Raw genomic sequence first — 24341 nt, forward strand, 5'->3', positions numbered from 1 at the left:
GTTGAGCCGCTCGGTTCTCGTCACCGGAGGTAACCGGGGCATCGGCCTCGCCATCGCCCGCGCTTTCGCCGACGCCGGCGACAAGGTCGCGATCACGTACCGTTCGGGAGAGCCGCCGGCCGGCTTCCTGGCCGTCAAGTGCGACATCACCGACCCGGAGCAGGTGGAGCAGGCCTACAAGGAGATCGAGGACCAGCACGGTCCCGTCGAGGTCCTGATCGCCAACGCCGGCGTCACCAAGGACCAGCTCCTGATGCGCATGTCCGAGGACGACTTCACCTCGGTCATCGACACGAACCTGACGGGGACCTTCCGCGTCGTCAAGCGCGCCAACCGCGGCATGCTGCGCGCCAAGAAGGGCCGCGTCGTCCTCATCTCGTCCGTGGTCGGCCTGCTCGGCTCCGCGGGGCAGGCGAACTACGCCGCCTCCAAGGCCGCCCTGGTCGGCTTCGCGCGTTCCCTCGCCCGGGAGCTGGGCTCGCGCAACATCACCTTCAACGTCGTCGCGCCCGGCTTCGTCGACACCGACATGACCAAGGTGCTCAGCGACGAGCAGCGCCAGGGCATCGTGTCCCAGGTGCCGCTCGGCCGTTATGCGCAGCCGGAGGAGATCGCCGCGACGGTGCGGTTCCTCGCTTCGGACGACGCCTCGTACATCACTGGAGCCGTCATTCCGGTTGACGGCGGACTGGGAATGGGTCACTGATCACCATGAGCGGAATTCTCGAGGGCAAGCGCATCCTGGTCACCGGTGTGCTGATGGAGTCCTCCATCGCCTTCCACGTCGCCAAGCTCGCACAGGAGCAGGGCGCCGAGATCATCCTGACCGCGTTCCCGCGGCCCACGCTGACCGAGCGCATCGCCAAGAAGCTGCCGAAGCCGACCAAGGTCATCGAGCTGGACGTGACGAACGAGGAGCACCTCGCCCGCCTGGCCGACGTGGTCGGCGAGGAGCTGGGCGGCCTCGACGGCCTCGTCCACTCCATCGGCTTCGCGCCGCAGGACGCGCTCGGCGGCAACTTCCTCAACACGCCGTTCGAGTCGGTGTCCACCGCCATGCACGTCTCGGCGTTCTCCCTGAAGTCGCTGACCATGGCCTGCCTGCCGCTGATGCAGAACGGCGGCTCGGTCGTCGGCCTCACCTTCGACGCCCAGTACGCCTGGCCGCAGTACGACTGGATGGGCCCGGCCAAGGCCGCCCTGGAGGCCACCAGCCGCTACATGGCGCGTGACCTGGGCAAGCAGAACATCCGCTGCAACCTCATCTCCGCCGGCCCGATCGGCTCCATGGCCGCCAAGTCCATCCCGGGCTTCAGCGACCTGGCGTCCGTCTGGGACACCCGTTCCCCGCTGGAGTGGGACCTGGCCGACCCCGAGCCGGCCGGCCGCGGTGTGGTCGCCCTGCTGAGCGACTGGTTCCCGAAGACCACGGGCGAGATCATCCACGTCGACGGCGGCCTGCACGCCATCGGCGCCTGATCGCACCGGCGACCCGCCCGGGGCCCGCACCCTTCCTGGGGTGCGGGCCCCCGCGCGTTCCCGGACACGCGCGGGGGTCTCACGCGCGCCGGGGGCGGGGAGCGTGGGGGGAGGCGGGGGCCGGGGCGGGGGTGCGTACGCGGGCGCGTACGGGGGTGCGTACGCGGGCGAGTACACGGTGCGGGCCGGTGGCGGCGGCCCCCCGGGGGTGGTGCGGTGAGCGTCACCCGTTCGGGTCACCGGCCGGGCCGCCGCCGCGCCGACGGCGCACCCTGGATTACGCCGACCCCCGCACGTCCCTCCGCAGCCCGGCCGAGGAGGTCCCCTTGTGCGCCTGTCCCGCAGCCTCGCCCCGGTGACCGTGGCCCTGGCCCTCGTCCTCTCGCTGCCGTACGACGCGCTGCCCCACGCGCGCGTGAGCCACGGCAAGCCGCCCGCGCCGAGCCGCTTCGGCGCCTCCTGCCGTACGGCCGTCCGCGGCTCCCACGTGGTGGTCCACTGCCACAACCCCTACGTCGACACCGACCGCGTGCGTCTGCACATCGAATGCGCCCGCTGGTGGGACATCGACACCGACAGCGCGCCGGTGGACGCCGGACCCGCCATGACCGTACGGCTCGCGGGCCGGTGCTGGAAGGAAGTGCGCTCGGTCTGGATCAGCCACCAGAAGGTGCGCTGAACCGGATCAGCACCCCCGCGCCCGGTGAACCGGATCAGCCCCCCGCGCCCGGTGAACCGGATCAGCCCCCCGCGCCCGGTGAACCGGATCAGCCGCGCGAGGGTGCGGTGAAGCGGCCCGGATCGCACAGGAACGGGTAGCTCGCGGCCTCCAGCGCCGCCGTCTCCGCGTCACCGGCGCGGATGGCGTCCAGCAGCCGGGTGTGGTCCATGTGGCTCTCGGGGGTCAGCTCCGCGCCGACGTCGGCGCGGAGCCAGTCCCGCAGCACCTCGCCGAGGTCGGCGTACATCGCCGTCATCGCGTCGTTGTGCGAGGCGGAGACCACGGCCAGGTGGAAGGTGGCGTCGGCGGTCACGAACGCCTCCGCGTCACCCGTCTCCCACGCCTCCTCGCGCCGGGCCAGCAGCGTGTCCAGCTGCTTGAGGTCCTTCTCGGTGCGCCGCTCGGCCGCCAGCTTGGCCGCCGCCGACTCCAGCGTGGAGCGCAGCTCGGCGATGTGCCGCGGGTCGGCGTCGGCGAACCGCCGCTGCATCACGCCGGCCAGCTCGCTCGTGGCGACGACGTACGTCCCCGAGCCCTGGCGAATGTCCAGCAGACCGTTGTGGGCGAGCGCGCGGACCGCCTCGCGGACGGTGTTGCGGGCGACGCCGAGCTGCTCGACCAGCTCCGGCTCGGTCGGGATGCGCGAGCCCACGGGCCATTCGCCCGACGTGATCTGGTTCCGCAGCGCGGCGATGACCTGCTCGGACAGCGCCGAACGGCGCGGGTGGCTCAAGGGCATGGCCCACCTTCGCACGGAAGACCCGGGCGCGAGCACCCAGGGCATGGACAGACAATCATCCTATGATTCTATGATGGCTCTCATGGCTAGTGAGGAAACCCGGACAGTGGAGACCCGTACGGCGATGTCACCGAGCGATCGCGGTACGACCGCCGCGGCGAGCGCATCCGAGACGACACCCGGCGCGGCCCGCACGCGCGCGTGGGCGACCCGGCTGGTCGTCGTCGGCATCGTGCTGTCCGCGCTGAACCTCCGCCCGGCCATCACCAGCCTCGGCGCCCTTCTGGAGGAGGTCCGCGACGGGCTCGGCATGAGCGGCAGCGTGGCCGGCCTGCTCACCTCCGTGCCCCCGCTGTGCTTCGCCGTCTTCGGCGTCACCGCGCCCCGCCTGGCCCGCCGCTTCGGACCGGCGGCCGTGGTGTGCGCCGGTATGGTGGCGATCACCGCCGGCCTGCTGATACGGCCGTACGCAGGCGGCACGGCCGGGTTCCTGGCCGCCAGCGCGCTCGCCCTGATGGGCATCGCCGTCAGCAACGTCCTGATGCCGGTCATCGTCAAGCGCTGGTTCCCCGACCGGGTCGGCTCCATGACCGGCCTGTACTCGATGGCGCTCGCCTTCGGCACCTCCCTCGCCGCCGCGGTGAGCGTCCCCCTGACCGACGCGATGGGCGGCGGCTGGCAGCCGGGTCTGGCCGTCTGGGCGGTCATCGCCGCGGCCGCCGTGCTGCCCTGGCTGCCGCTCCTGCGGGACCGCGGCGGTGCCGCCGCCCGGCCGCACGAGCCGGCGCGCGAGTCGGCGCGGGAGCCGGTGCGCGAGCCGGTGCGGGAGCCGGCCGGCGGGTACGGGGCGCTGCGCGTCACCCGCAGCCGCACCGCCTGGGCCCTCGCCGTCTTCTTCGGCCTCCAGGCCACCGCCGCGTACATCACCATGGGCTGGATGCCGCAGATCTTCCGGGACGCCGGCGTCCCGGCGGGCACCGCGGGCGTGCTGCTCGCCGTCACGATGGTCATGGGCGTGCCGCTGGCCTTCGTCATCCCGCGGGTCGCCACGCGGCTGCCCCACCAGGGGCCCATCGTGCTGGTCCTGGGCGCCTGCGGCCTCGCCGGGTACGCCGGGCTCTACCTCGCCCCGGCCGGCGGAGCCTGGGTCTGGGCGCTGCTGCTCGGCGTCTCGAACTGCGCCTTCCCGCTGGCGCTGACGATGGTCGGCATGCGCGCCCGCAGCGGTCCGGGCGTGGCCCAGCTGTCCGCGTTCGCGCAGAGCACGGGTTATCTGATCTCCATCCCCGGTCCGCTGCTGGTCGGCGTGCTCTACCAGCAGAGCGGCGGCTGGGGCCTGCCGATCGCCCTGATGGCGGGTCTGATGGTGCCGCAGATGGTGGTCGGCTTCCTGGCCGGCCGGGACCGCACGGTGGAGGACGAGGCGGCGCGCTGACCCGCCGGCGGGTGCCGGCGGGTGCCGGCAGGTGCCGGCGGGTGCCGACAGATGGCGACGTTGGCGACAGGTGCCGGCGGGTGTCGACGGGTGCCCCCGGCGCCGCCGCGCGGGGGCGGGGTGCGAGACTGGGCGCATGCAGCCTGTGCTCGACCCGAACCCGCCGAACGGCCAGAAGAAGATGCTGCTCGTCTTCGGCGCGTTCCTCGCCATCTTCGTGATCATCGCCATCGTGGCGACCATCGCGTCCCCCTGACGGCCGCCCGCCGCCGTCCGTACGCGGCGCTCCCCTGACGGCCGCCGCTGCCTCCGTGGCTGGCGTGCCCCTGACGGTATCCGTCCTGTCCAGGATGGGCGTGCCCTGGCGGCCGTCGCCGCTGTCCGGGCCCGGCCTTCCTGCGACGGCCGTCGCCGCTGCCCGGGCCCGGCGGATGGGGGGGCTGGCCCCACCATCCCCTAGGGGGTCAGGGTCAGGGTGAACTGGGTGGGATGCCGGATGGGTTGGCGGACCCCGGTTCCGTAGCTTCGAGGTGTGACCGCGCAGGGCGGTCACGGACCCGCTCGAGGACCCACGGAGGCGACCATGCCGGCCCGCACCCACTCCCGGCCCCACCCGGCGACCACGGGCGGCGTCGACATCAGGCTGCCCTGGTGGGCGCTCGCCCTGCCCGCCCTCGCCTTCGCCGCGCTCCTCGCGCTGATACTGCACCCGTCGGACGCCCAGGCGGCGAGCGGCGACCCGGCGATCGCGCGCCTGCTGGAGCGCGCCCAGCAGCTCCTCGCGCGCTGAGACCGAGCCCCCTCGCGCGGTGAATCCGCATGTCAACTCCCTGCGCCGGGTGGCGTGTTTCATGCGAAGCTGGGTCCCATGAGCGTCGCTGAACCCCGCAAGATCGTCCTCTTCCGGCATGCGAAAGCCGACTGGCCCCAGGTTGCCGACCACGAGCGCCCGCTCGCCGAGCGCGGCCGCACGGACGCCGCAGTCGCCGGACGCAAGCTGGCCGACACCGGCCTCACCTTCGACCGGGCCCTGTGCTCCACGGCGACCCGGACGCGGGAGACCTGGAAGCTCGCCGTCCACGAGCTGTCGCACCGGCCGAAGACCATCTACGAGGAGCGGATCTACGAGGCCTCGCCCGGCGAGCTGATCGCCGTGCTCAACGAGCTCCCGGACGACGTGCGGAATGTCATCCTGATCGGCCACAACCCGGGCGTGCACGGCCTGGCCGACATCCTGGCCGGTTCGGCCGAGGGTGACGCCCGCGAACGGATGAACCGCCGCGGCTTCCCGGCCGCCGCCTTCGCCCTGCTGTCCTTCGACGGTCCCTGGAAGGGCGTCGAGCCGGGCGCGGCCACGCTCACGGACTACTGGGCCCCCTCCGAGTGACCCGGCACCGCCGCGGCGCGCGGAAGGGTCCGGCGCCCACCGGGGGCCGGGCCCTTCGCGGGCGGATGTGCGCCGCCGGGGGCCGGGCCCCTCTCGGGCGGGCGCGGGCAGTGGCCCGCTCAGTCCTCGTCGTGCATGTCGGCGGCCTCGACCTCTTCCCGGGTGACGCCGAGGAGGTACAGCACGGTGTCGAGGAAGGGGAAGTTCACCGCCGTGTGCGCGGCCTCCCGCACCACCGGCTTGGCGTTGAAGGCCACGCCCAGGCCCGCCGCGTTGAGCATGTCCAGGTCGTTGGCGCCGTCACCGATCGCCACCGTCTGCGACAGCGGCACCCCGGCCTCCGCGGCGAACCGGCGCAGCAGCCGCGCCTTGCCCGCCCGGTCCACGACCTCGCCGATGACCCGGCCGGTCAGCTTCCCGTCGACAATCTCCAGCGTGTTGGCCTGCGCGAAGTCCAGGCCCAGCCGCTCCTTGAGATCGTCCGTGACCTGGGTGAAGCCACCGGAGACGACACCCACCTGATAGCCGAGCCGCTTCAGGGTGCGGATCAGGGTGCGCGCGCCCGGCGTCAGCCGGACCTCCTCGCGCACCTTCTCCACCACCGAGGCGTCCAGCCCCTTCAGCAGCGCCACGCGCGCGTGCAGCGACTGCTCGAAGTCCAGCTCCCCGCGCATCGCCGCCGCCGTCACCTCGGCGACCTGGTCCTCGCAGCCGGCGTGCGCGGCGAACAGCTCGATGACCTCGTCCTGGATCAGGGTCGAGTCCACGTCCATGACCACCAGCCGCTGGGCCCGCCGGTGCAGACCCGCCGAGACCACCGCGATGTCGACACCCAGTGCCGCCGCATCGGAAGCCAGAGCCGTGCGCAGCGGCTCGGTCTCCACACCGGACACCGCGAACTCGACCGCGGTCACCGGGTACTTGGCGAGCCGGAAGATACGGTCGATGTTGCCGCCCGCCTTGGCGATCCGGGCGGCGATCGCGGCCGTCGACTCGGCGGTGAGCGGATGACCGAGGACGGTCACCAGCGAGCGGCCGAGGCCGCGGGGACGGTTGTCGCCGTGCCCCGAGATGATCTCCGCCTGCATCTTCATCGACTCGGCCCAGCTGTGCACGGTGGCCCGCAGGTCACCCTCCAGGCCGGCCGGCGGCTGGGTCACCAGCGCGCACAGCACCAGGCGGCCCCGGGTGACGACCTGCTCGATGTCGACCACGTCGACGAGGTACGCGGCAAGGGTGTCGAACAGGCCGGCCGTGATGCCCGGCCTGTCCTTGCCGAAGATCTTGACGAGGAGGGTGGGGACCTCGAAGGTCTGCGAAGCGGAGGTCTGCGAAGCGCTCATGGTGTCACCACCGTATCCGGCACCCAGTGCCGCTCGCCGCCGAGGTCCGCCTGACGGACACGGAACAATGGGTGTCGCGCCGGTGTAGGGGATCTGGCCGCCGGGAAACGGTGCCGGCCCGTGGGCGCGGTACCGCCTCGGCTCCCTCACGAGGGTGTCACGGCATGCGCCGGACTGCCCGTCGTAGGCCGGTGCGTCCCGGTCCCGGCGGATGCGTGGATCCGCCTAGACACCGGGCCCCGCCTCGACGAGGCCCGGGCCCCGGCCCCGCCCCCGACGGGCCCCGGCCCCGCCCCGCCCCCGACGGGGCCCGGTCTCAGCGGCGCGGCCCCGGTGCGCCGGGCGGGTACGGCGGTGGCGGCGGGAGTGGCGGGGGTGACGGCCCGTCGTCCGGGGTCTTGGGCGCGGGCTCACCCGTCCGCGAGGGCGGTCGCGTCCCGGGCGGCGGGGGAGGAGGGCCGAGCGGTCCCGCGGCGAGGGTCGCGGCGCCGTGCACCTCCTGTCCCGCAGCCGGCGGCCAGACGACCCGCGGCTCCGGCGGCGGCCGCAGATACGGGTTGGTGTCCGGGTCCGGCGGCCGATACGTCCCGACCGGCCCGTACGGCCCCGCCGCGAAGCCGGACCCGGAACCCGCCCCGGACCCGAGGCCCATCCCGATGCCGGAACCCACCCCGCCCCCGCTATCCGCCCCAGACCCAGAGCCCGCCCCGGACCCGGACCCGGAACCCGCCCCGGACCCGGTCCAGGTCCCCGCCCCGGACCCGAAGCCCACCCCGCTTCCAGAGCCCACCCCGAACCCGGAACCCGCCAAGCCCCCCGAGCCCCCGCCGGGCCCCACCGCCTCAGCCCCGCCGGACCCCACCCCCTCAACCCCGCCGGACCTCCCCGCCCCCGCCCCGCCGGAGGCCACCGCCCCCGCCCCGGCCGCCCCCGCCGCCCAGGCCAGCAGTGCGCCCGTCGCGCCGGCGGCCGCGCCCCACGCCGCGCCCAGCAGCACGGCCGCGCCCGGCCGGGCGTGCAGGGTGAGGCCCGCGCCGAAGGCGTCGAAGCCCAGGACGGACAGGCCGGCGTCCACGGACACGTCGCTCAGCCGGGCGAGGAGGGGCAGGGCGAGCGCGGTCGTGCCGCCCATCCGCAGCGCGCACCGGCCGGCGAGGCGCAGGGCGCTGTCCGCGGTGCGCACCACCGGGGTACGGATCGCTGTGAGCACCCCGGCCAGCAGGATCATCAGCACCGCGGCCGGCACGAGCAGCCACACGCGCCCGTCCAGCTCGGCCAGCCGGCCCACCGTCACGGGCTCGTCCGGCCGCCTCCCGAGGAACTCGTCCAGCGGATGCGGCAGCAGCGTGCCGAGGACGCCGGTGGCTCTGCCGTCCCAGGGGACGAACAGGCCGAGAGGGACCCCGAGCCAGACCCCGTTCGGTGCGCCGAGCAGCGCCGCCCCGGCGACACGCGCCGGGTGTTCGTCGCCGGCCGCCGCGTACGCCGCCGCCGCGAGCCCCGCCACGACGGCCAGCAGCGCCACGGTGACCAGGGCCGAGCCCGCCGGGCGCACCACCCGGTGCACGGCGGTCCAGCCGGGCGGCAGGGGAGCGCGGCGGGCGGCGAGCAGCGCGATCAGCAGGACGCCGGCGCACCAGCCCAGGCCGCCGAGGAGCGTGGCCGGGGTGTCCACGGTGAAGCCGACGGCCGCCTCGGCCTCGATCAGGCCGGCGATACGGTCCGGCAGCTCGCCGACCCGGTCCGGCAGGTCGCCGATCCGGTCCGGCAGCAGGCCGCCCAGGTCCCCGAGGCCGGGAACCCTCGATCCGCCGCCGGCCCGGTGCCCGCCGCCCGGCGGGCCGAGCGAACCGCCGTCGATGGTGACGACGTCGTGGCCGGCCCAGGCGAGGCCGCCGAGCAGCGTCACGAAGAGCGCGACCACCGTGCCCGCGCGCGCGAGGAGTTCGGACGGCGCGACGGCAACTCCGGCCGCGCGCAGGGACCGTAGGAAGAACCACGACAGCAGCAGCGCACCGACCAGGCTCACCCCGAGTGGCGTGATCTCGACGGCGGCGCGGGCCTCGGCGCCTTTCAGTCCGAAAGCGGATACATCACCCGCCGGGGAGACCGAACCGCCCGCTCCGAGTGCCACGACGGCCGCAGTCATGGGGCCGAGTGAGCCCGCCGCGTCCGCCCGCAGCAGATGCAGACCGAGCGCGGCCGTGCCCGCCATACCGATCAACGCCCAGCTCACGGTGGCCGTCGCGGACAGCAGAACGTCCGCCCAGGGCACCGGCGGACGGTGCCGCGTGGTCTCGACGCCGGTGACAGAACTCATCGCAGGCCCCCCGATCCACGCCGCGGCGCCGCCGCCCGCACATGTCCCCTCGCTCGAATTACCACTCTCCGGCCCGTTTTCAACCCCCGTCAACGGGCGGGCGGGAGCGCGTGGTGGCGTTCCGGCAAGGCCCGGGTTTCGGTCAGGGGCCGGAGCCTGAAATAGTTCCCCACGATGTTCGACATCCCTAGACTCCCTGCGATGGGGGTAACTCGGGGGACAACTCAGTGGGGCATGGAGTGCCGGAACTCGTACTGGAATCAAATGGACGGACCTGGACGCTCGATCCGTCCAGGCATTACACCCTCGGCCGCGATCCGCAGGGTGACATCGTCTTCGACGACGCCAGGGTCTCCTGGCGACACGCCACGGTCAGCTTCAACGGCCGCAGTTGGGTCATCGAGGACCACGGCAGCACCAACGGCACGTTCGTGCAGGGACAGCGGATCCAGCACGTGGAGATCGGCCCCGGCTCGGCGCTGCATCTCGGCAACGCGACCGACGGACCGCGGCTGAACCTGTCGGGTGCCGCGGCACCGGTCGGCGGCCCGGCCGGACAGCCGCAGGCGGCGGCGCCGTACGCGGCCCAGGGGGCCGGCGCGCCCGGCTGGGCCCAGCAGCAGGGCGCCGCGCAGCAGGCACCCGCACCTCAGCAGGGCGCTCCGCAGCAGGGCGTGCCCCACCAGGCGGCCGCGCACCAGCAGGACCCGCAGGCGGGCTGGCAGCAGCCCCCCGGGTTCCCGCAGCAGCAGGGCGGGCCCGCCGAGCAGTACGCGCAGAAGACGCCCGGTGGTGGCGCGGGGGCGCCGCCGGCGCAAGGAGACCGCAGCCCGACCACGTTCCACCAGTTCGCCCTCGGCCGCGTGATGCGCATCGGCCGTGCGCTGGAGAACGACCTGGTCGTCTCCGACCTCCAGGTCTCGCGCAACCACGCCGAGTTCCACGCCACGCCCGACGGCCGGTTCGAGATCCGCGACCTCGGCTCGCACAACGGCACCTACGTCAACGGCCAGCCGATCGCGAAGGGCGGCTCGGCGCTGCTCGGCCCGAGCGACATCGTCGGCGTCGGCCACTCCACCTTCCGGATCGTCGGCGACCGGCTCGAGGAGTTCGTCGACACCGGTGAGGTCTCCTTCTCCGCCCGCCACCTCACCGTCACGGTGGACGGCGGCAAGCAGATCCTGAAGGACGTCTCCTTCGGCGTGCCGGAGAAGTCGCTGATCGCGGTCATCGGACCGTCGGGTTCCGGCAAGTCGACCCTGCTCAAGGCGCTCACCGGCTACCGGCCGGCGAACCAGGGCGAGGTGCTGTACGACAACCGGAACCTCTACAAGCAGTTCGCCGAGCTGCGCCAGCGCATCGGTCTGGTCCCGCAGGACGACATCCTGCACAAGGAGCTGACCGTCAAGAAGGCCCTGAAGTACGCGGCCAAGCTGCGCTTCCCGGCCGACACCACCGCGCAGGAGCGCGACGCCCGCATCGACGAGGTGCTGCGCGAGCTGAAGCTCGACATCCACAAGGACAAGAAGGTCACCTCGCTCTCCGGTGGCCAGCGCAAGCGCGTGTCGGTCGCCCTGGAGCTGCTCACCAAGCCGTCGCTGATCTTCCTGGACGAGCCGACCTCGGGCCTCGACCCGGGCATGGACCGCGACGTCATGCAGCTGCTGCGCGGCCTCGCCGACGACGGCCGCACGGTCCTCGTCGTCACCCACTCGGTGGCCGAGCTGGCGCTGTGCGACAAGCTGCTGGTGATGGCGCCGGGCGGCGCGGTCGCCTACTTCGGACCGCCGGAGGAGGCGCTGAACTTCTTCGGCTACGACAGCTGGGCCGACGTCTTCTCCGCCTTCGAGAACTACCGCGACTACGACTGGGCGGGCCGCTGGAAGGGCTCGCAGCACTACCAGATGTACGCCGCGGACATCGACGCCGTCGCCCCGCAGTCCGTGGCCATGCCGCCGCCGCAGGCGATCAGGCCCCCCAAGCCGCAGAGCTGGGGCTCGCAGCTGATCACGCTGATCCGGCGCTACGTGGCGGTCATCGCCTCCGACAAGGGCTTCCTGGCGCTGACGGTGATCCTGCCGGCGGTCCTCGGCGCGGTCAGCCTGCTGATCGACCACGAGCGCGGCCTGCTGGTGAACCCGCCGAACCCCAAGACCGGCCTGCCCGTCCCGAACGGCACCGCCACCACCGTCCTGCTGATCCTCGCCGTCGGCGCGTGCTTCGCGGGTGCCGCGAACTCGGTCCGTGAGCTGATCAAGGAGCGGGTGATCTACGAGCGGGAGCGTGCGACCGGCCTGTCCCGCTCGGCGTACCTGATGTCGAAGGTGGTCGTGCTGGGCGCCATCACGGTGCTCCAGGGCCTGATGGTCGGCCTGATCGGTTTCTCCAGCCGGGAGATCCCCGAGGAGGGGCTCGTCCTCGGCGGCTCGACGCTGATCGAGCTGTGTGTGCCGATCATGGCGCTCGGCTTCACCTCGATGATGGTCGGCCTGGTCATCTCCTCGCTGGTGAAGACCGCCGAGAAGACCATGCCGCTGCTGGTGATGTTCGCGATCATCCAGGTCGTCTTCACCGGCTGCCTGTTCACCCTGCACGGCACGCTCGGCGTCAACGAGTTCTCGTACCTGATGCCGTCGCGCTGGGCGGTGGCCGCGGCGGGCACCACGCTGGACTTCAACAAGATCGCCCCGAACACCGACGACCCGACCAGCACGGACCCGCTGTGGGACCACGCCGCCTCGGCCTGGACCCTGGACATGGTCGTGCTGATCGCGCTCGGTGTGCTCTGCGGCTTCTTCGTGGCCCGCTTCCTGCGCCGCCACGAGCCGGAGGTCATGCGGAAGTAACCGCGCCCGTACGACGCCGAAGGGCGGCACCCCGCATCGGGTGCCGCCCTTCGGCGCTGCGTCGCTGAGGTCCCGCGCCGGACCTCAGTACGCGCTGTTGACGTTGTCGATCGAGCCGTACCGGTCGGCCGCGTAGTTGGCGGCGGCGGTGATGTTGGCGACCGGGTCGTAGATGTTCCAGGACGTGCCCGGGACGTGGTACGCGCTGAAGGTCGGCGGGATGACCTGGAGCAGACCCTTGGACGGGATGCCGTTGATCGCGTTGATGTCCCAGTCGTTGATGGCGTTCGGGTTGCCGGAGGACTCCCGCATGATGTTGCGGTGCAGGCCGTCGTAGCTGCCCGGGATGCCCTTGGCCTTCATGATGTCCAGCGCGTGCCGGATCCAGCCGTCGAGGTTGTCGGCGTAGGTCTTGGCGGCGACCGGCTGCATCTGCGGGCGCTGCGCGGAGCGGGCGGCGGCCTGCTCGGCGGCGCGCTCCTGCGCGGCCTTCTTCGCGGCGGCCGCGGCGGCGGCCTTCTGCGCGGCGGCCTTCTTCAGGGCGGCGGCCTCGGCGGCCTTCTTGGCGGCGGCCTCGTCGGCGGCCTTCTTCTGCGCCGCGAGGGTGTCGAGCTTGAGGTTGCCGGCGGCGAGCTGGTCCGTGACCGTGCCCTTGACGTTCTGGAGGGCGACGCCGCCGGCGACCTGAGCGGTCGCGGCCGGGGCGCCGGTGGTGACGGTGTCGGCGCTGCTGGGGGCGGCCGAGAAGGCGAGGGCGGCGGTGCCGAGCGCGGCGACGCCGGCCACGGCGATCTTGTGCTGCTTGATCAGCGTACGACTATAAGCACGGCTCAGGAAGTTCTTGGGCATGGCGTTGGACCTCTTCGGATAGCGCGGAGGTCGCTCGTGCGTCCGCCGGGGGAATCGGCTCCTCCCGCACGAACGCCGCGGGGTCGAACCCGCGGCGCTGAGCGACGGAAGCAATTCTTAGCGGGCGCAAAATGCCCAGGCAAAGGTGTGACGTACGATCCCGGGTAGTGGATCAGGGAAGGGCAAAACGGGACAGACAGGGCTGTCTGTCCCGTTCATGTGGGCGGGTTTATCTCCTATGTTCTTTCGTACGTGATGCAGGCCCTATGCGCGGCGTCACACGGCCCGCCGCGCATACTCACGCCGTGTTGCCGTCGCAACGCACTGGGTGAGTGCTCTCGTCCGGGAGGATGAGATGCACGTCGCCGAACTCGTGCCACAGGTAGAGCGCGCGCAACGCCTCCTCGTAGGCACGGCCGACCGCCGCCCGCCCGGCGACCGCCTCCAGCAGGAGCAGATGGGACGCCTCCGGCTCGTGCAGCCCGGTCAGCAGTCCGTCCACCACCCGCACCCCGCGCTCGGGCGTGACCACCAGATCCGTCCACCCCGCGGCCGCCCGCACCACCCCGTCCGGCCCCGCCGCCGACTCCACGGCCCGCACGGCCGTCGTCCCGACCGCGATCACCCGGCCGCCCGCCCGTCCGCCGCCACCCGTTCCCAGCGGTGCTCCGCCCCCTCCGCCCCGCGCCCGCGCGAGGTTGATCAGCCGCGCCGACGCCTCCGGCACCGCGAACCGCTCCGCGTACGGCGGCTCGTGAGCCTCCGCCGACGAGACCCCCGTGTGCAGCGAGACCGGCGCGAACTGCACCCCCCGGCGCACCAGCTCCGCCACCATCCGCTCGGTGAACGGCCGGGCCGCGCTCGGCATCTCCGCACTGCCCGCCCCGTCCGGCGTCGGCAGCGCGAACACCGTCTGGTACGCGGACAGCGGCTGGTCCCGTTCCGTGTAGGAGTAGCGAATGGGCCGCCCGTGCTCCCGCAGCACCGCCCGTACGTCCGCCCCGGCGGGCCGCGCCCACCGCAGCCGGTCCCCGCGCGCGCTCAGCGGCTCCTCCAGCAGCAGCCGGCCCCCGCCCGGCAGCGACACCTCCCCGGCCGCGGGCGAGCCCGCACGCGCGCGCGTGGTGCCGCGCCCGTCCGGCTCCCGCAGCTCGACCGCCCACCGCCCGTCGTCCCCGCGCGTGGAGAAGTGCACCACCACGCGCGCGTGCCCGATCCGCCCGTCCACCGCGGCGGCCAGCGTCGGCGAGGTGTTCACCACCAGCAGGTCCCCGGCCCGCAGCAGCCGCGGCAGGTCACGGAACGCGTGGTGCGCCACCTGCGTACCGCGCGACACCAGCAGCCGCACGGCGTCCCGGCCCAGCCCCGGCCCACGCTGCTCGGCGGGCACCCGCGCGGACAGCTCCGGCGGCACGCGGCCCCACTCCCGGACGGGCTCCGGCGGGAGCGCCCCCTTCGGCGCGGTCACCGCTCCTCCACCAGAGACGGCGCCGTGTACCGCCCGCTCGCGGGCCGCTCCTCCAGCAGCCGCAGGAACGCCGGTACGACAGCCGCGGGCGCCGGACGCGGATCCTCGTCGTCCGGTACGGCCGCCGCGTACAGCTCCGTCGCCATGTCCCCGGGATCCACCGCCCACACCCGCAGCCCCGGCTCCTCCACGGCGAGCACCGCGGCGAGCTGCTCCAGAGCGGCCTTCGAGGCGCCGTAGCCGCCCCACGTCCCGTACGCCTCCGCCGCCGCGTCCGAGGTGACCGCGATCACCGCGCCCGCCGGCGACGCCTGGAGCAGCGGCAGCGCCTCCTGGACCAGGCCCAGCGCCGCCACCGCGTTCACCTCCAGCGCCCGCCGCAGCCCCTCCAGGGGCAGCTCCGACAGCCGCACCAGCGGCTCGGCACCCAACGCGCTCGCGTTGTTCACCAGCAGGTCCACCCCGCCCAGCCGCCACGCGGCGGCCACCAGCTCCGCCCGGTGCCCGCCGTCCGCGACGTCACCGGGCAGCGCCGTCACCCGCCCGCCGTACCGCGCGACCGCCTCCGCGGCCTCCTCGAGGGCACCGGCACCCCGGGCGTCGAGCACCAGATCCCAGCCGCGCGCGGCCAGCGCCTCCGCGAGCGCCCGCCCCAGGCCCTTCGAGGCCCCCGTGATGATCGCTACCGGCATGACTACCGTCCCCTCGTCGGTCACCGCCCCCGGCGGGCGGTGACCACACGGTAGGAACGGCACCGCCCGCACCGCCTCGGACGCGGGGCCCACGGCGCGGGGGCCCTTCGGCGTACGTCCCACGCCCCGGACCAGGGCCTACGCCGACGGCCCTAGGCCCAGCGGACCCGGTCCCGCGGCCACGGGGCCGATCCGCGCCGTCACACCCCGCCGGTACCGTGAGGGCATGAGTCACGGCCCCCGGTCCGGCCTCGCCGCGGTGAGCTCCGCGCTGCTGGCCATGAGCAGGCACCTGGAGGTGCGCGACGTCCTCAAGACGATCGTCGCCTCCGCCCGCGAGCTGCTCGACGCGCAGTACGCCGCCCTCGGCGTCCCCGACGACCACGGCGGCTTCGCGCAGTTCGTCGTGGACGGCGTCAGCGACGAGCAGTGGCGTGCCATCGGCCCGCTCCCGCGCCAGCACGGCATCCTCGCCGCGATGCTGCACGAGGCCGAGCCCGAGCGCCTCGCCGACGTGCGCGAGGACCCGCGTTTCGAGGGCTGGCCGGCCGCCCACCCCGACCTGGTCGACTTCCTGGGCCTGCCGATCAGGGACGGCGAGGAGGTCCTCGGGGCGCTGTTCCTCGCGAACAAGCGCTGCCCCAGGCCGGAAGGCGGCTGCGGCTTCACCGAGGAGGACGAGGAACTGCTCTCCATCCTCGCCCAGCACGCCGCCATCGCCCTCACCAACGCCCGCCTCTACGAACGCAGCCGCGAACTGACCATCGCCGAGGAGCGCTCCCGGCTCGCCCACGAACTGCACGACGCGGTCAGCCAGAAACTGTTCTCCCTGCGCCTGACCGCCCAGGCGGCCGCCGCGCTGGTCGACCGCGACCCCGCCCGCGCCAAGGGCGAACTGCACCAAGTCGCCGCGCTCGCCGCCGAAGCCGCCGACGAACTGCGCGCCGCCGTCGTGGAGTTGCGGCCCGCCCAGCTGGACGAGGACGGCCTGCTCGCCACCCTGCGCACCCAGATACAGGTCCTCGACCGCGCCCACACCGCCCGCGTGACCTTCACCGCCAACGGCGTCCGCGCCCTGCCCGCGACCCAGGAGGAGGCCCTCCTCAGAGTCGCCCAGGAGGCCCTGCACAACGCCCTGCGCCACTCCGGCGCCGCTCACGTGGACGTGAGCGTGGAGCGGCGCGGAAACGGAGCCGTGCTGCGGGTCACCGACGACGGCCGGGGTTTCGACCCCACGGCCGTCCGCCGCGCCGGACGCCACCTCGGCCTGGTCTCGATGCGGGACCGGGCCAGCGGGGCCGGCGGCAGCCTGAGCGTGGAATCGGCGCCCGGCAAGGGCACCACGATCGAGATGGAGGTCCCCGGTGGGTGAACCGATCAAGGTGCTGCTGGTCGACGACCACCAGGTCGTCCGCCGGGGTCTGCGCACCTTCCTGGAGGTGCAGGACGACATCGAGGTCGTCGGCGAGGCCGCCGACGGCGCCGAGGGAGTCGCCCGGGCCGAGGAGCTGCGGCCCGACATCGTCCTCATGGACGTGAAGATGCCGGGCATGGACGGCATCGCCGCCCTGCGCCGCCTGCGCGAGCTGGGCAACCCCGCCCGCGTGCTGATCGTCACCAGCTTCACCGAGCAGCGCACGGTCGTCCCGGCCCTGCGCGCGGGCGCCGCCGGGTACGTCTACAAGGACGTGGACCCCGACGCCCTGGCCGGCGCCATCCGCTCCGTGCACGCCGGGCATGTCCTGCTCCAGCCGGAGGTCGCCGACGCCCTGCTGTCCCGGGAGGAGGCCAACAGCGGCCCCGGGCGGGGTACTTCGCTCACCGAGCGGGAGCGCGAGGTGCTCGGCCTGATCGCGGACGGCCGCTCCAACCGGGAGATAGCCCGTGCCCTCGTCCTGTCCGAGAAGACCGTCAAGACGCACGTGTCCAACATCCTCATGAAACTCGACCTCGCCGACCGCACCCAGGCCGCGCTGTGGGCCGTACGCCATGGCGTGACCGGCTGAGACGCCCTGACCAACGCCTCACCCGCGGCAACACGGAGGGTCACGGTCCAGGCTGAGATTCATACCGTCGTGGGAATGTCACCCGGATGGCGCATCCTCCGGTGATCTCCGCCGTTCTCCAGTGCGTGCCGCGGTGATCACCGCGGTGAACGCCTAGGAGGGGTTGACAGTGAAGAACCTGAAGAAGGCAGCGGCCGTGACGATGGTGGCCGGCGGTCTGGTGGCCGCGGGCGCCGGCCTCGCCTCAGCCCACGGCGGTGCCCACGCCGCCGGTGAGGCCGTCGGTTCCCCGGGGGTCGGCTCGGGCAACGTCGTCCAGGCCCCGGTCCACGTGCCGGTGAACGCGGTCGGCAACAGCGTGAACGTCATCGGCGTGCTGAACCCGGCCTTCGGCAACCTCGGCGTCAACCAGTGACGTCCCGCCGGCGGTGACCCCCGGCAGGCCCCCCGGAACCCGCCGGGGGGCCTGCCGGGCGTCCACCCGCGGACGCGGTCACCGCCCTCCGCGCTCCCGCTCCTCGACGTACGCGTTGTAGGCCGCCACCTGCGCCCGCCGGGCCGTCCGCTCCACCGGCCGCAGCGCCTCGGCCCGTCCCCTCATCTCCGCGGAGCTCACCGCGCCCCCGTGCCCGCCGCCGTGGGCCAGCGACACCAGCAGCCCCACCCGCTGCGCCAGCTCCAACACCCGCACCGCCCGGGCCGGATACCCCGGAGCCAGCACCTCGCTTCCCCGCTCGGCCCGCGCCCGGTACGCGTCGATCGCCGCCTCCGCCACCGGACCGGACCCGGCGACGTCCAGCTTCGACAGCACCTCGGTCGCCTCCCTGAGCGCCTCTGCCAGCTCCCGCTCGGCCTCGCCCAGCGACGGCACGTCGGCGGGCGGCGCCTGGCGCACGGGCAGCACGTGCCAGACCACCTCGGCGTGCACATCACCCTCGGGCCCGGCCTCGTACACCTGCGGCACCAGCCCGAACGCGGCACCGTGGCAGACCACCGCCTCCTCCGCCTCCAGCGCCCGCGCGTTGAACTCCGGCGGACCGCTCAGCCCCAGCGGGTGCCCCGGCGCCGGCAGCGCCACCCGCAGCCCGGTCACCCCCAGGGCGCGCAGCCGCCCCAGCGCGAGCGTCAGCCCCACCGGCGCGGACTCACCGGGCAGCCCCTCCACCCGGTGCACCGCGTCCTCGCCCACGATGGCGAGAACGGCGTCATCCGGCGAGGCAAGTCCGGCCAAAAGGGCATTTCCCCAAGCGGCGAGGCGTCCTGAACGCGGTTCCGAGATCATGCCCCCACCCTAAGGACAGGACCGATGGAATGGAGCGGGGCACTCGTGGCGTAGATTTCATAAGGGCTGCGCCCACCGGCGCGGCGGACCCGAGCCACAGGCGTACGCGACAGCCGAGACCGGCCACACAGCAAGGGGAGACAACGCGCTCATGAGCGATGTTCTGGAGCTTCAGGACGTATCCGTGGTCCGCGAGGGCCGGGCTCTGGTGGACCAGGTCTCCTGGTCGGTGAAGGAGGGCGAGCGCTGGGTCATCCTCGGCCCCAACGGCGCCGGCAAGACCACCCTCCTGAACGTCGCCTCCAGCTACCTCTACCCCAGCAAGGGCACCGCCACCATCCTCGGCGAGACCCTCGGCAAGCCCGGCACCGACGTCTTCGAGCTGCGCCCCCGCATCGGCATGGCCGGCATCGCCATGGCCGACAAGCTCCCCAAGCGCCAGACCGTCCTCCAGACCGTCCTCACCGCCGCCTACGGCATGACCGCCGGCTGGCAGGAGGAGTACGAGGCCGTCGACGAGCAGCGCGCCCGCGCCTTCCTCGACCGCCTCGGTATGAGCGACTACCTCGACCGGAAGTTCGGCACCCTCTCCGAGGGCGAGCGCAAGCGCACCCTGATCGCCCGCGCCCTGATGACCGACCCCGAGCTGCTCCTGCTGGACGAGCCCGCCGCCGGTCTCGACCTCGGCGGCCGCGAGGACCTGGTCCGCCGCCTCGGCCGGCTCGCCCGCGACCCCATCGCCCCCTCGATGATCATGGTCACCCACCACGTGGAGGAGATCGCCCCGGGCTTCACCCACGTCCTCATGATCCGGCAGGGCAAGGTCCTCGCCGCCGGCCCCATCGAGCTGGAACTGACCTCCCGCAACCTCTCCCTCTGCTTCGGTCTCCCGCTCGTCGTCGAGCAGGTCGGCGACCGCTGGACCGCCCAGGGCCTGCCCCTGTCCTGACCTGCCGCTGCCCGCTCCGCCCCCTCGCGCCCTGTCCGCCACCCGATCGCGGTCCTACCATGACCCATGTGAACGACATCGACGCATGGGTGTGGTGGCTGGTCGGCGCGGCGGCACTCGGAATCCCGCTCGTCGTCACCGCGATGCCGGAGTTCGGCATGCTCGCGGTGGGAGCCGTCGCGGCGGCGGTCGTCTCCGGCCTCGGCTTCGACACCGTGATCCAGGTCCTCACGTTCGTCGTCGTCTCCGTCGCCCTCATCGCCGTAGTCCGGCCCATCGCGGCCCGGCACAGCCGACAGCGACCCCAACTCGCCACCGGTGTCGAGGCATTGAAGGGCCGGCAGGCCGTCGTACTGGAACGGGTCGACGCATCCGGCGGCCGCATCAAGCTCGCCGGGGAAGTCTGGTCGGCCCGCGCCCTCGACACCGGCCGTGCCTACGAGGTGGGCCAGGAGGTGGACGTCGTGGAGATCGAAGGAGCCACCGCGATCGTTCTCTGAGGACAACTCACCGAGAACGACTCACGAGTTGCGCGACGGTCTGTCAGACTCGACCAGCAAGATCTTCAACAGTCGCGAGATCTGCGGAAAGCGCAGAGGCGGAGAAGGGTACGGGGAACGACGATGGAACCGGTCATCATCGTCTTGATCATCCTGGTGGTGTTGGTCTTCATCGCCCTGATCAAGACCATCCAAGTCATCCCACAGGCCAGCGCCGCCATCGTCGAGCGCTTCGGCCGCTACACACGGACCCTGAACGCGGGCCTCAACATCGTGGTCCCGTTCATCGACACCATCCGCAACCGCATCGACCTGCGCGAACAAGTCGTTCCGTTCCCGCCGCAGCCGGTGATCACCCAGGACAACCTGGTCGTCAACATCGACACGGTCATCTACTACCAGGTCACCGACGCCCGGGCCGCCACCTACGAGGTCGCGAGCTACATCCAGGCGATCGAGCAGCTCACCGTCACCACGCTGCGCAACATCATCGGCGGCATGGACCTGGAGCGCACCCTGACCTCCCGCGAGGAGATCAACGCGGCCCTGCGCGGCGTCCTGGACGAGGCCACCGGCAAGTGGGGCATCCGCGTCAACCGCGTCGAACTCAAGGCCATCGAGCCGCCCACCTCCATCCAGGACTCGATGGAGAAGCAGATGCGCGCCGACCGTGACAAGCGCGCCGCCATCCTCACCGCGGAAGGCACGCGCCAGGCCGCCATCCTCACCGCGGAGGGCGAGAAGCAGTCCCAGATCCTGCGCGCCGAGGGCGAGGCCAAGGCCGCCGCCCTGCGCGCCGAGGGCGAGGCCCAGGCCGTCCGCACCGTCTTCGAGGCCATCCACGCCGGCGACCCGGACCAGAAGCTGCTCTCCTACCAGTACCTCCAGATGCTCCCGAAGATCGCCGAGGGCGACGCCAACAAGCTCTGGATCGTCCCCAGCGAGATCGGCGACGCCCTCAAGGGCCTCTCCGGCGCGATGGGCAACTTCGGCCCGCTCGGCGGAGGTTCGGGCGGCAACGGCGGCCCGCAGGGCAACGGCGGCTCCTCCGGCTCCGAGCGCCGGGAGAAGCCGTCGATCGACTGAGGGTCCGGCAGGACCCCGGGTTCCCGCCGCGCCCCTCCGGGGGCGCGGGGAACCACGCGATCAGCGACGAACGGCCCGCCGCCGGCACCGCGAACCCGGCGGACGACTAGGCCGCATCCCGGGCGAGCCACTCGGGAAGCCCGGCGAAGTCCTCCTGCCCCAGGGACAACAGCATCGCATCCGCCGGCGTCGGCTCGAACGGCTCGCGCAGCAACGCCATCCCGGCCTCCTGCGGAGTCCGGTTCGCCTTGCGGTGATTGTCCTCCGCGCACGCGGCCACCGTGTTCAGCCACGTGTCCTGCCCACCCTGCGACCGCGGCACCACATGGTCCACCGTCGTCGCCCGACGCCCGCAGTACGCGCACCGGTGCCGGTCCCGGACCAGCACCCCCCGCCGCGACCACGGGGCTTGTCTTCGGAACGGCACCCGTACGTACCGGCAGAGCCTGATCACCCGAGGCGCGGGGATGTCCACATCGGCACCGCGCATACGCAGTTCGGGATGGGCCTGCTCGACCACGGCCTTGTCCTGGAGCACCAGGACCACGGCTCGGTTCAGGGTCACCGTCGACAGCGGCTCGAAGCTCGCGTTCAGGACCAACGTGTCACGCATCCAGCCCACCTCCCGTGTGCCTGCCCACCCCCCGGCGGGCTCGGATCAACTCTGGACGGGCGCGCCGAGATGGACAACGCAATAAAAAATGCCCGCCTCCGATCACTTCCAAGACCGGAGGCGGGCAAACGTTCAATGAACGCTCGGCTGAAGCGCGGCGGCGCGGTCAGCCCTTCTGCGGGTTCTCGTACTCACCGATGAGCTGGGCGCGCGCGATCGCGTGGAACCGCAGGTTGAAGCCGACGACGGCCGGAGACGCGTCCGCGTCCGGACCCAGCTTCTCCTGGTCCACCGCGTACACCGTGAAGACGTACCGGTGCGGGCCGTCCCCGGGCGGCGGAGCGGCACCGCCGAAGTCCTTCGTCCCGTAGTCGTTCCGCGCGTGGACGGCGCCCGCGGGCAGCCCCTCGAACTTCCCGCCGCCCGCACCCGCCGGCAGCTCCGTCACCGAGGCCGGGATGTCGAACAGGACCCAGTGCCAGAACCCGCTGCCGGTCGGCGCGTCGGGGTCGTAGCAGGTCACGGCGAAGCTCTTCGTCTCGGGCGGGAAGCCCTCCCAGCGCAGCTGCGGCGAGGTGTTGCCCTCCGCCTGGACCTGGGCGCCCTTCAGCGTCGCGCCCTCCTCGATGTCCTCGCTCGTCACCGTGAACGACGGCACGGGCGGATGGAAATCGTGGGGGAGCGGCCGCCGCTTGAGCTCGGTCACCTCGGTACCTCCTGATCGATGATCTGCACCAGCAGTTCCCGAGCCTAGAACCAGTTGCGCTTGCTGCCGACCTCGGACAGCCACTGGTTGAGGTAAGCCGCCCAGTCGGTCCCCTGCCAGTCGTTCAGACCCACCTGGAAGGAGCGGAAGGTGTCGCTGCCCTCGCTGAACAGGCCCGGCTTCTTGTCCATCTCCAGGACGACGTCCATCGCGTGCTCGTCGGCGACGAAGCTCAGCTCCACCTGGTTCAGCCCCCGGTACTGCGACGGCGGGAAGAACTCGATCTCCTGGTAGAACGGCAGCTTCTGCCGCGTACCCCGGATGTGGCCGCGCTCCATGTCCGCGTTCTTGAAGCGGAAGCCCAGCTGGATGAAGGCGTCCAGGATCGCCTTCTGCGCCGGCAGCGGGTGCACGTTGATCGGGTCGAGGTCGCCGGAGTCCACGGCCCGCGCGATCGCCAGCTCGGTCGTCACACCGATGTTCATGCCCCGCAGCGCCTGCCCGTCGATCATCGTGACCGGCGTCTCCCAGGGGATCTCCAGCCCGAACGGCACCGCGTGCACGGCCCCCGCCTGCAGCTCGAAGGCCCCGCCCAGCTGCACCTTGGTGAACTCGATGTCCTGCTTGTACTCCTGGTCGCCGCTCTCCACCTCGACCTTGGCCTGCAGACCGACGGACAGCCCCTCGATGGCCTGGTTCACCGACCCGCCCTGGATCCGCACCTCACCCTGGACGACGCCACCGGGTACGACGTTGACCTCGGTCAGCACCGTCTCGACCGACGCCCCGCCGGCCCCCAGGCTCGCGAGCAGCTTCTTGAACGCCATGACTCTCCCTTTACGAATGGACCCTCGCCCGTACAAACGCGATCGGCCCGCGCCCGGTTCCGCCGGCGCGTTGCCCCGTCTGGACTACCCTCGGAGGGCATGATCGCGCCCCCGGACCGTACGCCATTGCCCCGCACCTTCTTCGACCGCCCGGTTCTGGAGGTCGCTCCGGACCTCCTCGGACGCATCCTGGTCCGGAGCACCCCTGACGGCCCGATCGCACTCCGGCTCACCGAGGTGGAGGCCTACGACGGTCCGAACGACCCCGGTTCGCACGCCTACCGCGGCCGCACGGCCCGCAACGCCGTGATGTTCGGTCCGCCCGGACACGTGTACGTCTACTTCACCTACGGCATGTGGCACTGCATGAACCTCGTGTGCGGGCCCGAGGGCCGGGCGAGCGCCGTGCTGCTGCGCGCGGGCGAAGTGGTGGAGGGCGCGGAGCTGGCCCGGAAGCGACGTGTTTCGGCCCGCAACGACAAGGAACTGGCCAAGGGTCCGGCCCGGCTGGCCACCGCACTGGAGGTCGACCGGGCCCTGGACGGCACGGACGCGTGTGCCGCCGGCGCCACCCCACTGAGGATGCTGACCGGAACGCCGACCCCCTCCGAGCAGGTGCGCAGTGGTCCGCGCACGGGTGTGGCGGGCGAGGGCGGGAACGGCGACCTGCACCCGTGGCGCTTCTGGATCGCCGACGACCCGACGGTCAGTCCTTACCGGGCCCACGTACCGAGGCGCCGCCGCGGTTGACTCGGTCGGCCCGGGTGCGTAATGTGGCCCGAGCCGCTGAACCGGGTACGGCGATCGCCTGCAGCCGGAGCGGCCAACCCACTACCTAGCTCCACCCCCTTGGCGGGGTCGTTTCCGGCGCGCTCGCGTGCCCGAATTCGAACTCGCGAGACTCGATTATGAGTCGCCGAGGGAATCGGCTAAAGTAGTGAATGTCGAAAGGGCGGGCGGCGAAAGCCGAAGGCCCTGAGACAATCCCGCCGACAGGGAATCGGATCGAGAAAAGATCTGATAGAGTCGGAAACGCAAGACCGAAGGGAAGCGCCCGGAGGAAAGCCCGAGAGGGTGAGTACAAAGGAAGCGA

25 protein-coding genes are annotated in these 24341 nt (G+C 72.6%); 15 read left to right on the top strand and 10 right to left on the bottom strand.

Translation table 11 applies throughout. From position 1 onward, the window contains the following. The first annotated feature begins 1 nt into the window (after position 1). The 3 genes from fabG to ABZ576_RS32410 all read left to right on the top strand — a co-directional run bounded on the left by fabG (position 2) and on the right by ABZ576_RS32410 (position 2158). Positions 2 to 706, top strand: a complete 705-nt coding sequence (fabG, locus tag ABZ576_RS32400) for a 3-oxoacyl-[acyl-carrier-protein] reductase (RefSeq protein WP_360749021.1) — start codon at positions 2 to 4, stop codon at positions 704 to 706. Between the two features lie 5 nt (positions 707 to 711). After that, on the top strand, positions 712 to 1479 hold the full coding sequence (gene fabI / locus ABZ576_RS32405; protein WP_360749024.1) for an enoyl-ACP reductase FabI: 768 nt from the start codon (positions 712 to 714) through the stop codon (positions 1477 to 1479). A gap of 328 nt (positions 1480 to 1807) precedes the next feature. Then, positions 1808 to 2158 carry a hypothetical protein gene (locus ABZ576_RS32410; protein WP_360749027.1) on the top strand — a complete coding sequence of 117 codons (351 nt, stop codon included), beginning with the start codon at positions 1808 to 1810 and terminating at the stop codon, positions 2156 to 2158. Between the two features lie 88 nt (positions 2159 to 2246). Here the strand turns inward: ABZ576_RS32410 and ABZ576_RS32415 are convergent, their stop codons facing one another. Further along, the gene (locus tag ABZ576_RS32415) at positions 2247 to 2939 is read right to left on the bottom strand and encodes a FadR/GntR family transcriptional regulator (protein WP_360749030.1); all 693 of its coding nucleotides are present in this window, start codon (positions 2937 to 2939) and stop codon (positions 2247 to 2249) included. A 70-nt stretch (positions 2940 to 3009) separates the two neighbouring features. On the opposite strand from ABZ576_RS32415, the gene ABZ576_RS32420 reads away from it, so the two are divergent. The 4 genes from ABZ576_RS32420 (at position 3010) to ABZ576_RS32435 (ending at position 5761) form a co-directional block, all read left to right on the top strand. Then, on the top strand, positions 3010 to 4374 hold the full coding sequence (locus tag ABZ576_RS32420) for a CynX/NimT family MFS transporter (RefSeq protein ID WP_360749033.1): 1365 nt from the start codon (positions 3010 to 3012) through the stop codon (positions 4372 to 4374). Positions 4375 to 4510: 136 nt separating this feature from the next. Next, entirely contained in the window at positions 4511 to 4630 is a 120-nt protein-coding gene (locus ABZ576_RS32425) for an SGM_5486 family transporter-associated protein (protein ID WP_360749035.1), read from the top strand. A 327-nt stretch (positions 4631 to 4957) separates the two neighbouring features. Further along, positions 4958 to 5164, top strand: coding sequence for a hypothetical protein (locus ABZ576_RS32430; protein ID WP_360749038.1), 207 nt, complete (start codon positions 4958 to 4960; stop codon positions 5162 to 5164). Positions 5165 to 5242: 78 nt separating this feature from the next. Next, positions 5243 to 5761 (top strand): histidine phosphatase family protein, encoded by a 519-nt coding sequence (locus ABZ576_RS32435; RefSeq protein WP_360749041.1) that lies wholly within the window; start codon positions 5243 to 5245, stop codon positions 5759 to 5761. Positions 5762 to 5880: 119 nt separating this feature from the next. Here ABZ576_RS32435 and serB read toward each other — a convergent pair whose 3' ends face one another. Both serB and ABZ576_RS32445 read right to left on the bottom strand, forming a co-directional pair. Next, the gene (serB, locus tag ABZ576_RS32440) at positions 5881 to 7104 is read right to left on the bottom strand and encodes a phosphoserine phosphatase SerB (protein WP_360749043.1); all 1224 of its coding nucleotides are present in this window, start codon (positions 7102 to 7104) and stop codon (positions 5881 to 5883) included. A 316-nt stretch (positions 7105 to 7420) separates the two neighbouring features. Next, positions 7421 to 9424, bottom strand: coding sequence for a streptophobe family protein (locus ABZ576_RS32445; protein ID WP_360749046.1), 2004 nt, complete (start codon positions 9422 to 9424; stop codon positions 7421 to 7423). 239 nt (positions 9425 to 9663) lie between these two features. On the opposite strand from ABZ576_RS32445, the gene ABZ576_RS32450 reads away from it, so the two are divergent. Beyond that, entirely contained in the window at positions 9664 to 12270 is a 2607-nt protein-coding gene (locus ABZ576_RS32450; protein ID WP_360749049.1) for an FHA domain-containing protein, read from the top strand. 84 nt (positions 12271 to 12354) lie between these two features. Here the strand turns inward: ABZ576_RS32450 and ABZ576_RS32455 are convergent, their stop codons facing one another. The 3 genes from ABZ576_RS32455 to ABZ576_RS32465 all read right to left on the bottom strand — a co-directional run bounded on the left by ABZ576_RS32455 (position 12355) and on the right by ABZ576_RS32465 (position 15279). Then, positions 12355 to 13119: a transglycosylase SLT domain-containing protein gene (locus tag ABZ576_RS32455; RefSeq protein ID WP_360749052.1), complete on the bottom strand. Its 765-nt coding sequence runs from the start codon at positions 13117 to 13119 to the stop codon at positions 12355 to 12357. Positions 13120 to 13417: 298 nt separating this feature from the next. After that, a complete protein-coding gene (locus ABZ576_RS32460; protein WP_360749055.1) occupies positions 13418 to 14587 on the bottom strand; it encodes an S-adenosylmethionine:tRNA ribosyltransferase-isomerase in 1170 nt (389 codons plus the stop codon). After that, positions 14584 to 15279 (bottom strand): SDR family oxidoreductase, encoded by a 696-nt coding sequence (locus ABZ576_RS32465; RefSeq protein WP_360749058.1) that lies wholly within the window; start codon positions 15277 to 15279, stop codon positions 14584 to 14586. The genes ABZ576_RS32460 and ABZ576_RS32465 overlap by 4 nt, the downstream gene beginning before the upstream one ends. Before the next feature lie 226 nt (positions 15280 to 15505). On the opposite strand from ABZ576_RS32465, the gene ABZ576_RS32470 reads away from it, so the two are divergent. The 3 genes from ABZ576_RS32470 (at position 15506) to chpE (ending at position 17700) form a co-directional block, all read left to right on the top strand. Further along, positions 15506 to 16651 carry a GAF domain-containing sensor histidine kinase gene (locus ABZ576_RS32470; RefSeq protein WP_360749061.1) on the top strand — a complete coding sequence of 382 codons (1146 nt, stop codon included), beginning with the start codon at positions 15506 to 15508 and terminating at the stop codon, positions 16649 to 16651. Next, positions 16644 to 17285, top strand: a complete 642-nt coding sequence (locus tag ABZ576_RS32475) for a response regulator transcription factor (RefSeq protein WP_360749063.1) — start codon at positions 16644 to 16646, stop codon at positions 17283 to 17285. The genes ABZ576_RS32470 and ABZ576_RS32475 overlap by 8 nt, the downstream gene beginning before the upstream one ends. Before the next feature lie 169 nt (positions 17286 to 17454). Next, positions 17455 to 17700 (top strand): chaplin ChpE, encoded by a 246-nt coding sequence (chpE, locus tag ABZ576_RS32480; RefSeq protein ID WP_360749065.1) that lies wholly within the window; start codon positions 17455 to 17457, stop codon positions 17698 to 17700. A gap of 78 nt (positions 17701 to 17778) precedes the next feature. Here the strand turns inward: chpE and ABZ576_RS32485 are convergent, their stop codons facing one another. Next, a complete protein-coding gene (locus ABZ576_RS32485; RefSeq protein ID WP_360749068.1) occupies positions 17779 to 18567 on the bottom strand; it encodes a hypothetical protein in 789 nt (262 codons plus the stop codon). A 151-nt stretch (positions 18568 to 18718) separates the two neighbouring features. On the opposite strand from ABZ576_RS32485, the gene ABZ576_RS32490 reads away from it, so the two are divergent. The 3 genes from ABZ576_RS32490 (at position 18719) to ABZ576_RS32500 (ending at position 21102) form a co-directional block, all read left to right on the top strand. Beyond that, positions 18719 to 19516 (top strand): ABC transporter ATP-binding protein, encoded by a 798-nt coding sequence (locus ABZ576_RS32490; protein ID WP_360749071.1) that lies wholly within the window; start codon positions 18719 to 18721, stop codon positions 19514 to 19516. Positions 19517 to 19584: 68 nt separating this feature from the next. Further along, complete coding sequence (locus ABZ576_RS32495) at positions 19585 to 20016, top strand: NfeD family protein (protein ID WP_360749074.1); 432 nt, start codon at positions 19585 to 19587, stop codon at positions 20014 to 20016. A 123-nt stretch (positions 20017 to 20139) separates the two neighbouring features. Continuing rightward, entirely contained in the window at positions 20140 to 21102 is a 963-nt protein-coding gene (locus ABZ576_RS32500; protein ID WP_360749077.1) for an SPFH domain-containing protein, read from the top strand. Between the two features lie 106 nt (positions 21103 to 21208). On the opposite strand, the gene ABZ576_RS32505 is transcribed toward ABZ576_RS32500, so the two are convergent. The 3 genes from ABZ576_RS32505 to ABZ576_RS32515 form a co-directional block, all read right to left on the bottom strand. Further along, positions 21209 to 21715 carry an HNH endonuclease gene (locus ABZ576_RS32505; RefSeq protein WP_360749080.1) on the bottom strand — a complete coding sequence of 169 codons (507 nt, stop codon included), beginning with the start codon at positions 21713 to 21715 and terminating at the stop codon, positions 21209 to 21211. Positions 21716 to 21881: 166 nt separating this feature from the next. Then, positions 21882 to 22421 carry a YbhB/YbcL family Raf kinase inhibitor-like protein gene (locus ABZ576_RS32510; RefSeq protein ID WP_360749083.1) on the bottom strand — a complete coding sequence of 180 codons (540 nt, stop codon included), beginning with the start codon at positions 22419 to 22421 and terminating at the stop codon, positions 21882 to 21884. Between the two features lie 44 nt (positions 22422 to 22465). Next, positions 22466 to 23248: a sporulation protein gene (locus ABZ576_RS32515; RefSeq protein ID WP_360749086.1), complete on the bottom strand. Its 783-nt coding sequence runs from the start codon at positions 23246 to 23248 to the stop codon at positions 22466 to 22468. Positions 23249 to 23347: 99 nt separating this feature from the next. On the opposite strand from ABZ576_RS32515, the gene ABZ576_RS32520 reads away from it, so the two are divergent. Further along, positions 23348 to 23998: a DNA-3-methyladenine glycosylase gene (locus ABZ576_RS32520; protein ID WP_360749089.1), complete on the top strand. Its 651-nt coding sequence runs from the start codon at positions 23348 to 23350 to the stop codon at positions 23996 to 23998. Positions 23999 to 24341 lie beyond the last annotated feature (343 nt).

Origin of the sequence: Streptomyces sp. NPDC013455 (assembly GCF_040632975.1) — a bacterium.
Lineage (GTDB): Bacteria > Actinomycetota > Actinomycetes > Streptomycetales > Streptomycetaceae > Streptomyces.

Excerpts from the sequence above, each read along its gene's own strand:
- ABZ576_RS32415 (WP_360749030.1), bottom strand. The coding sequence starts at position 2,939 with ATGCCCTTGAGCCACCCGCGCCGTTCGGCGCTGTCCGAGCAGGTCATC.
- ABZ576_RS32470 (WP_360749061.1), top strand. The coding sequence starts at position 15,506 with ATGAGTCACGGCCCCCGGTCCGGCCTCGCCGCGGTGAGCTCCGCGCTG.
- fabI (WP_360749024.1), top strand. The coding sequence starts at position 712 with ATGAGCGGAATTCTCGAGGGCAAGCGCATCCTGGTCACCGGTGTGCTG.
- ABZ576_RS32465 (WP_360749058.1), bottom strand. The coding sequence starts at position 15,279 with ATGCCGGTAGCGATCATCACGGGGGCCTCGAAGGGCCTGGGGCGGGCG.
- ABZ576_RS32420 (WP_360749033.1), top strand. The coding sequence starts at position 3,010 with ATGATGGCTCTCATGGCTAGTGAGGAAACCCGGACAGTGGAGACCCGT.
- ABZ576_RS32500 (WP_360749077.1), top strand. The coding sequence starts at position 20,140 with ATGGAACCGGTCATCATCGTCTTGATCATCCTGGTGGTGTTGGTCTTC.
- ABZ576_RS32445 (WP_360749046.1), bottom strand. The coding sequence starts at position 9,424 with ATGAGTTCTGTCACCGGCGTCGAGACCACGCGGCACCGTCCGCCGGTG.
- ABZ576_RS32430 (WP_360749038.1), top strand. The coding sequence starts at position 4,958 with ATGCCGGCCCGCACCCACTCCCGGCCCCACCCGGCGACCACGGGCGGC.
- serB (WP_360749043.1), bottom strand. The coding sequence starts at position 7,104 with ATGAGCGCTTCGCAGACCTCCGCTTCGCAGACCTTCGAGGTCCCCACC.
- ABZ576_RS32455 (WP_360749052.1), bottom strand. The coding sequence starts at position 13,119 with ATGCCCAAGAACTTCCTGAGCCGTGCTTATAGTCGTACGCTGATCAAG.
- ABZ576_RS32505 (WP_360749080.1), bottom strand. The coding sequence starts at position 21,715 with ATGCGTGACACGTTGGTCCTGAACGCGAGCTTCGAGCCGCTGTCGACG.
- ABZ576_RS32520 (WP_360749089.1), top strand. The coding sequence starts at position 23,348 with ATGATCGCGCCCCCGGACCGTACGCCATTGCCCCGCACCTTCTTCGAC.
- ABZ576_RS32490 (WP_360749071.1), top strand. The coding sequence starts at position 18,719 with ATGAGCGATGTTCTGGAGCTTCAGGACGTATCCGTGGTCCGCGAGGGC.
- ABZ576_RS32435 (WP_360749041.1), top strand. The coding sequence starts at position 5,243 with ATGAGCGTCGCTGAACCCCGCAAGATCGTCCTCTTCCGGCATGCGAAA.
- ABZ576_RS32425 (WP_360749035.1), top strand. The coding sequence starts at position 4,511 with ATGCAGCCTGTGCTCGACCCGAACCCGCCGAACGGCCAGAAGAAGATG.
- ABZ576_RS32515 (WP_360749086.1), bottom strand. The coding sequence starts at position 23,248 with ATGGCGTTCAAGAAGCTGCTCGCGAGCCTGGGGGCCGGCGGGGCGTCG.
- ABZ576_RS32485 (WP_360749068.1), bottom strand. The coding sequence starts at position 18,567 with ATGATCTCGGAACCGCGTTCAGGACGCCTCGCCGCTTGGGGAAATGCC.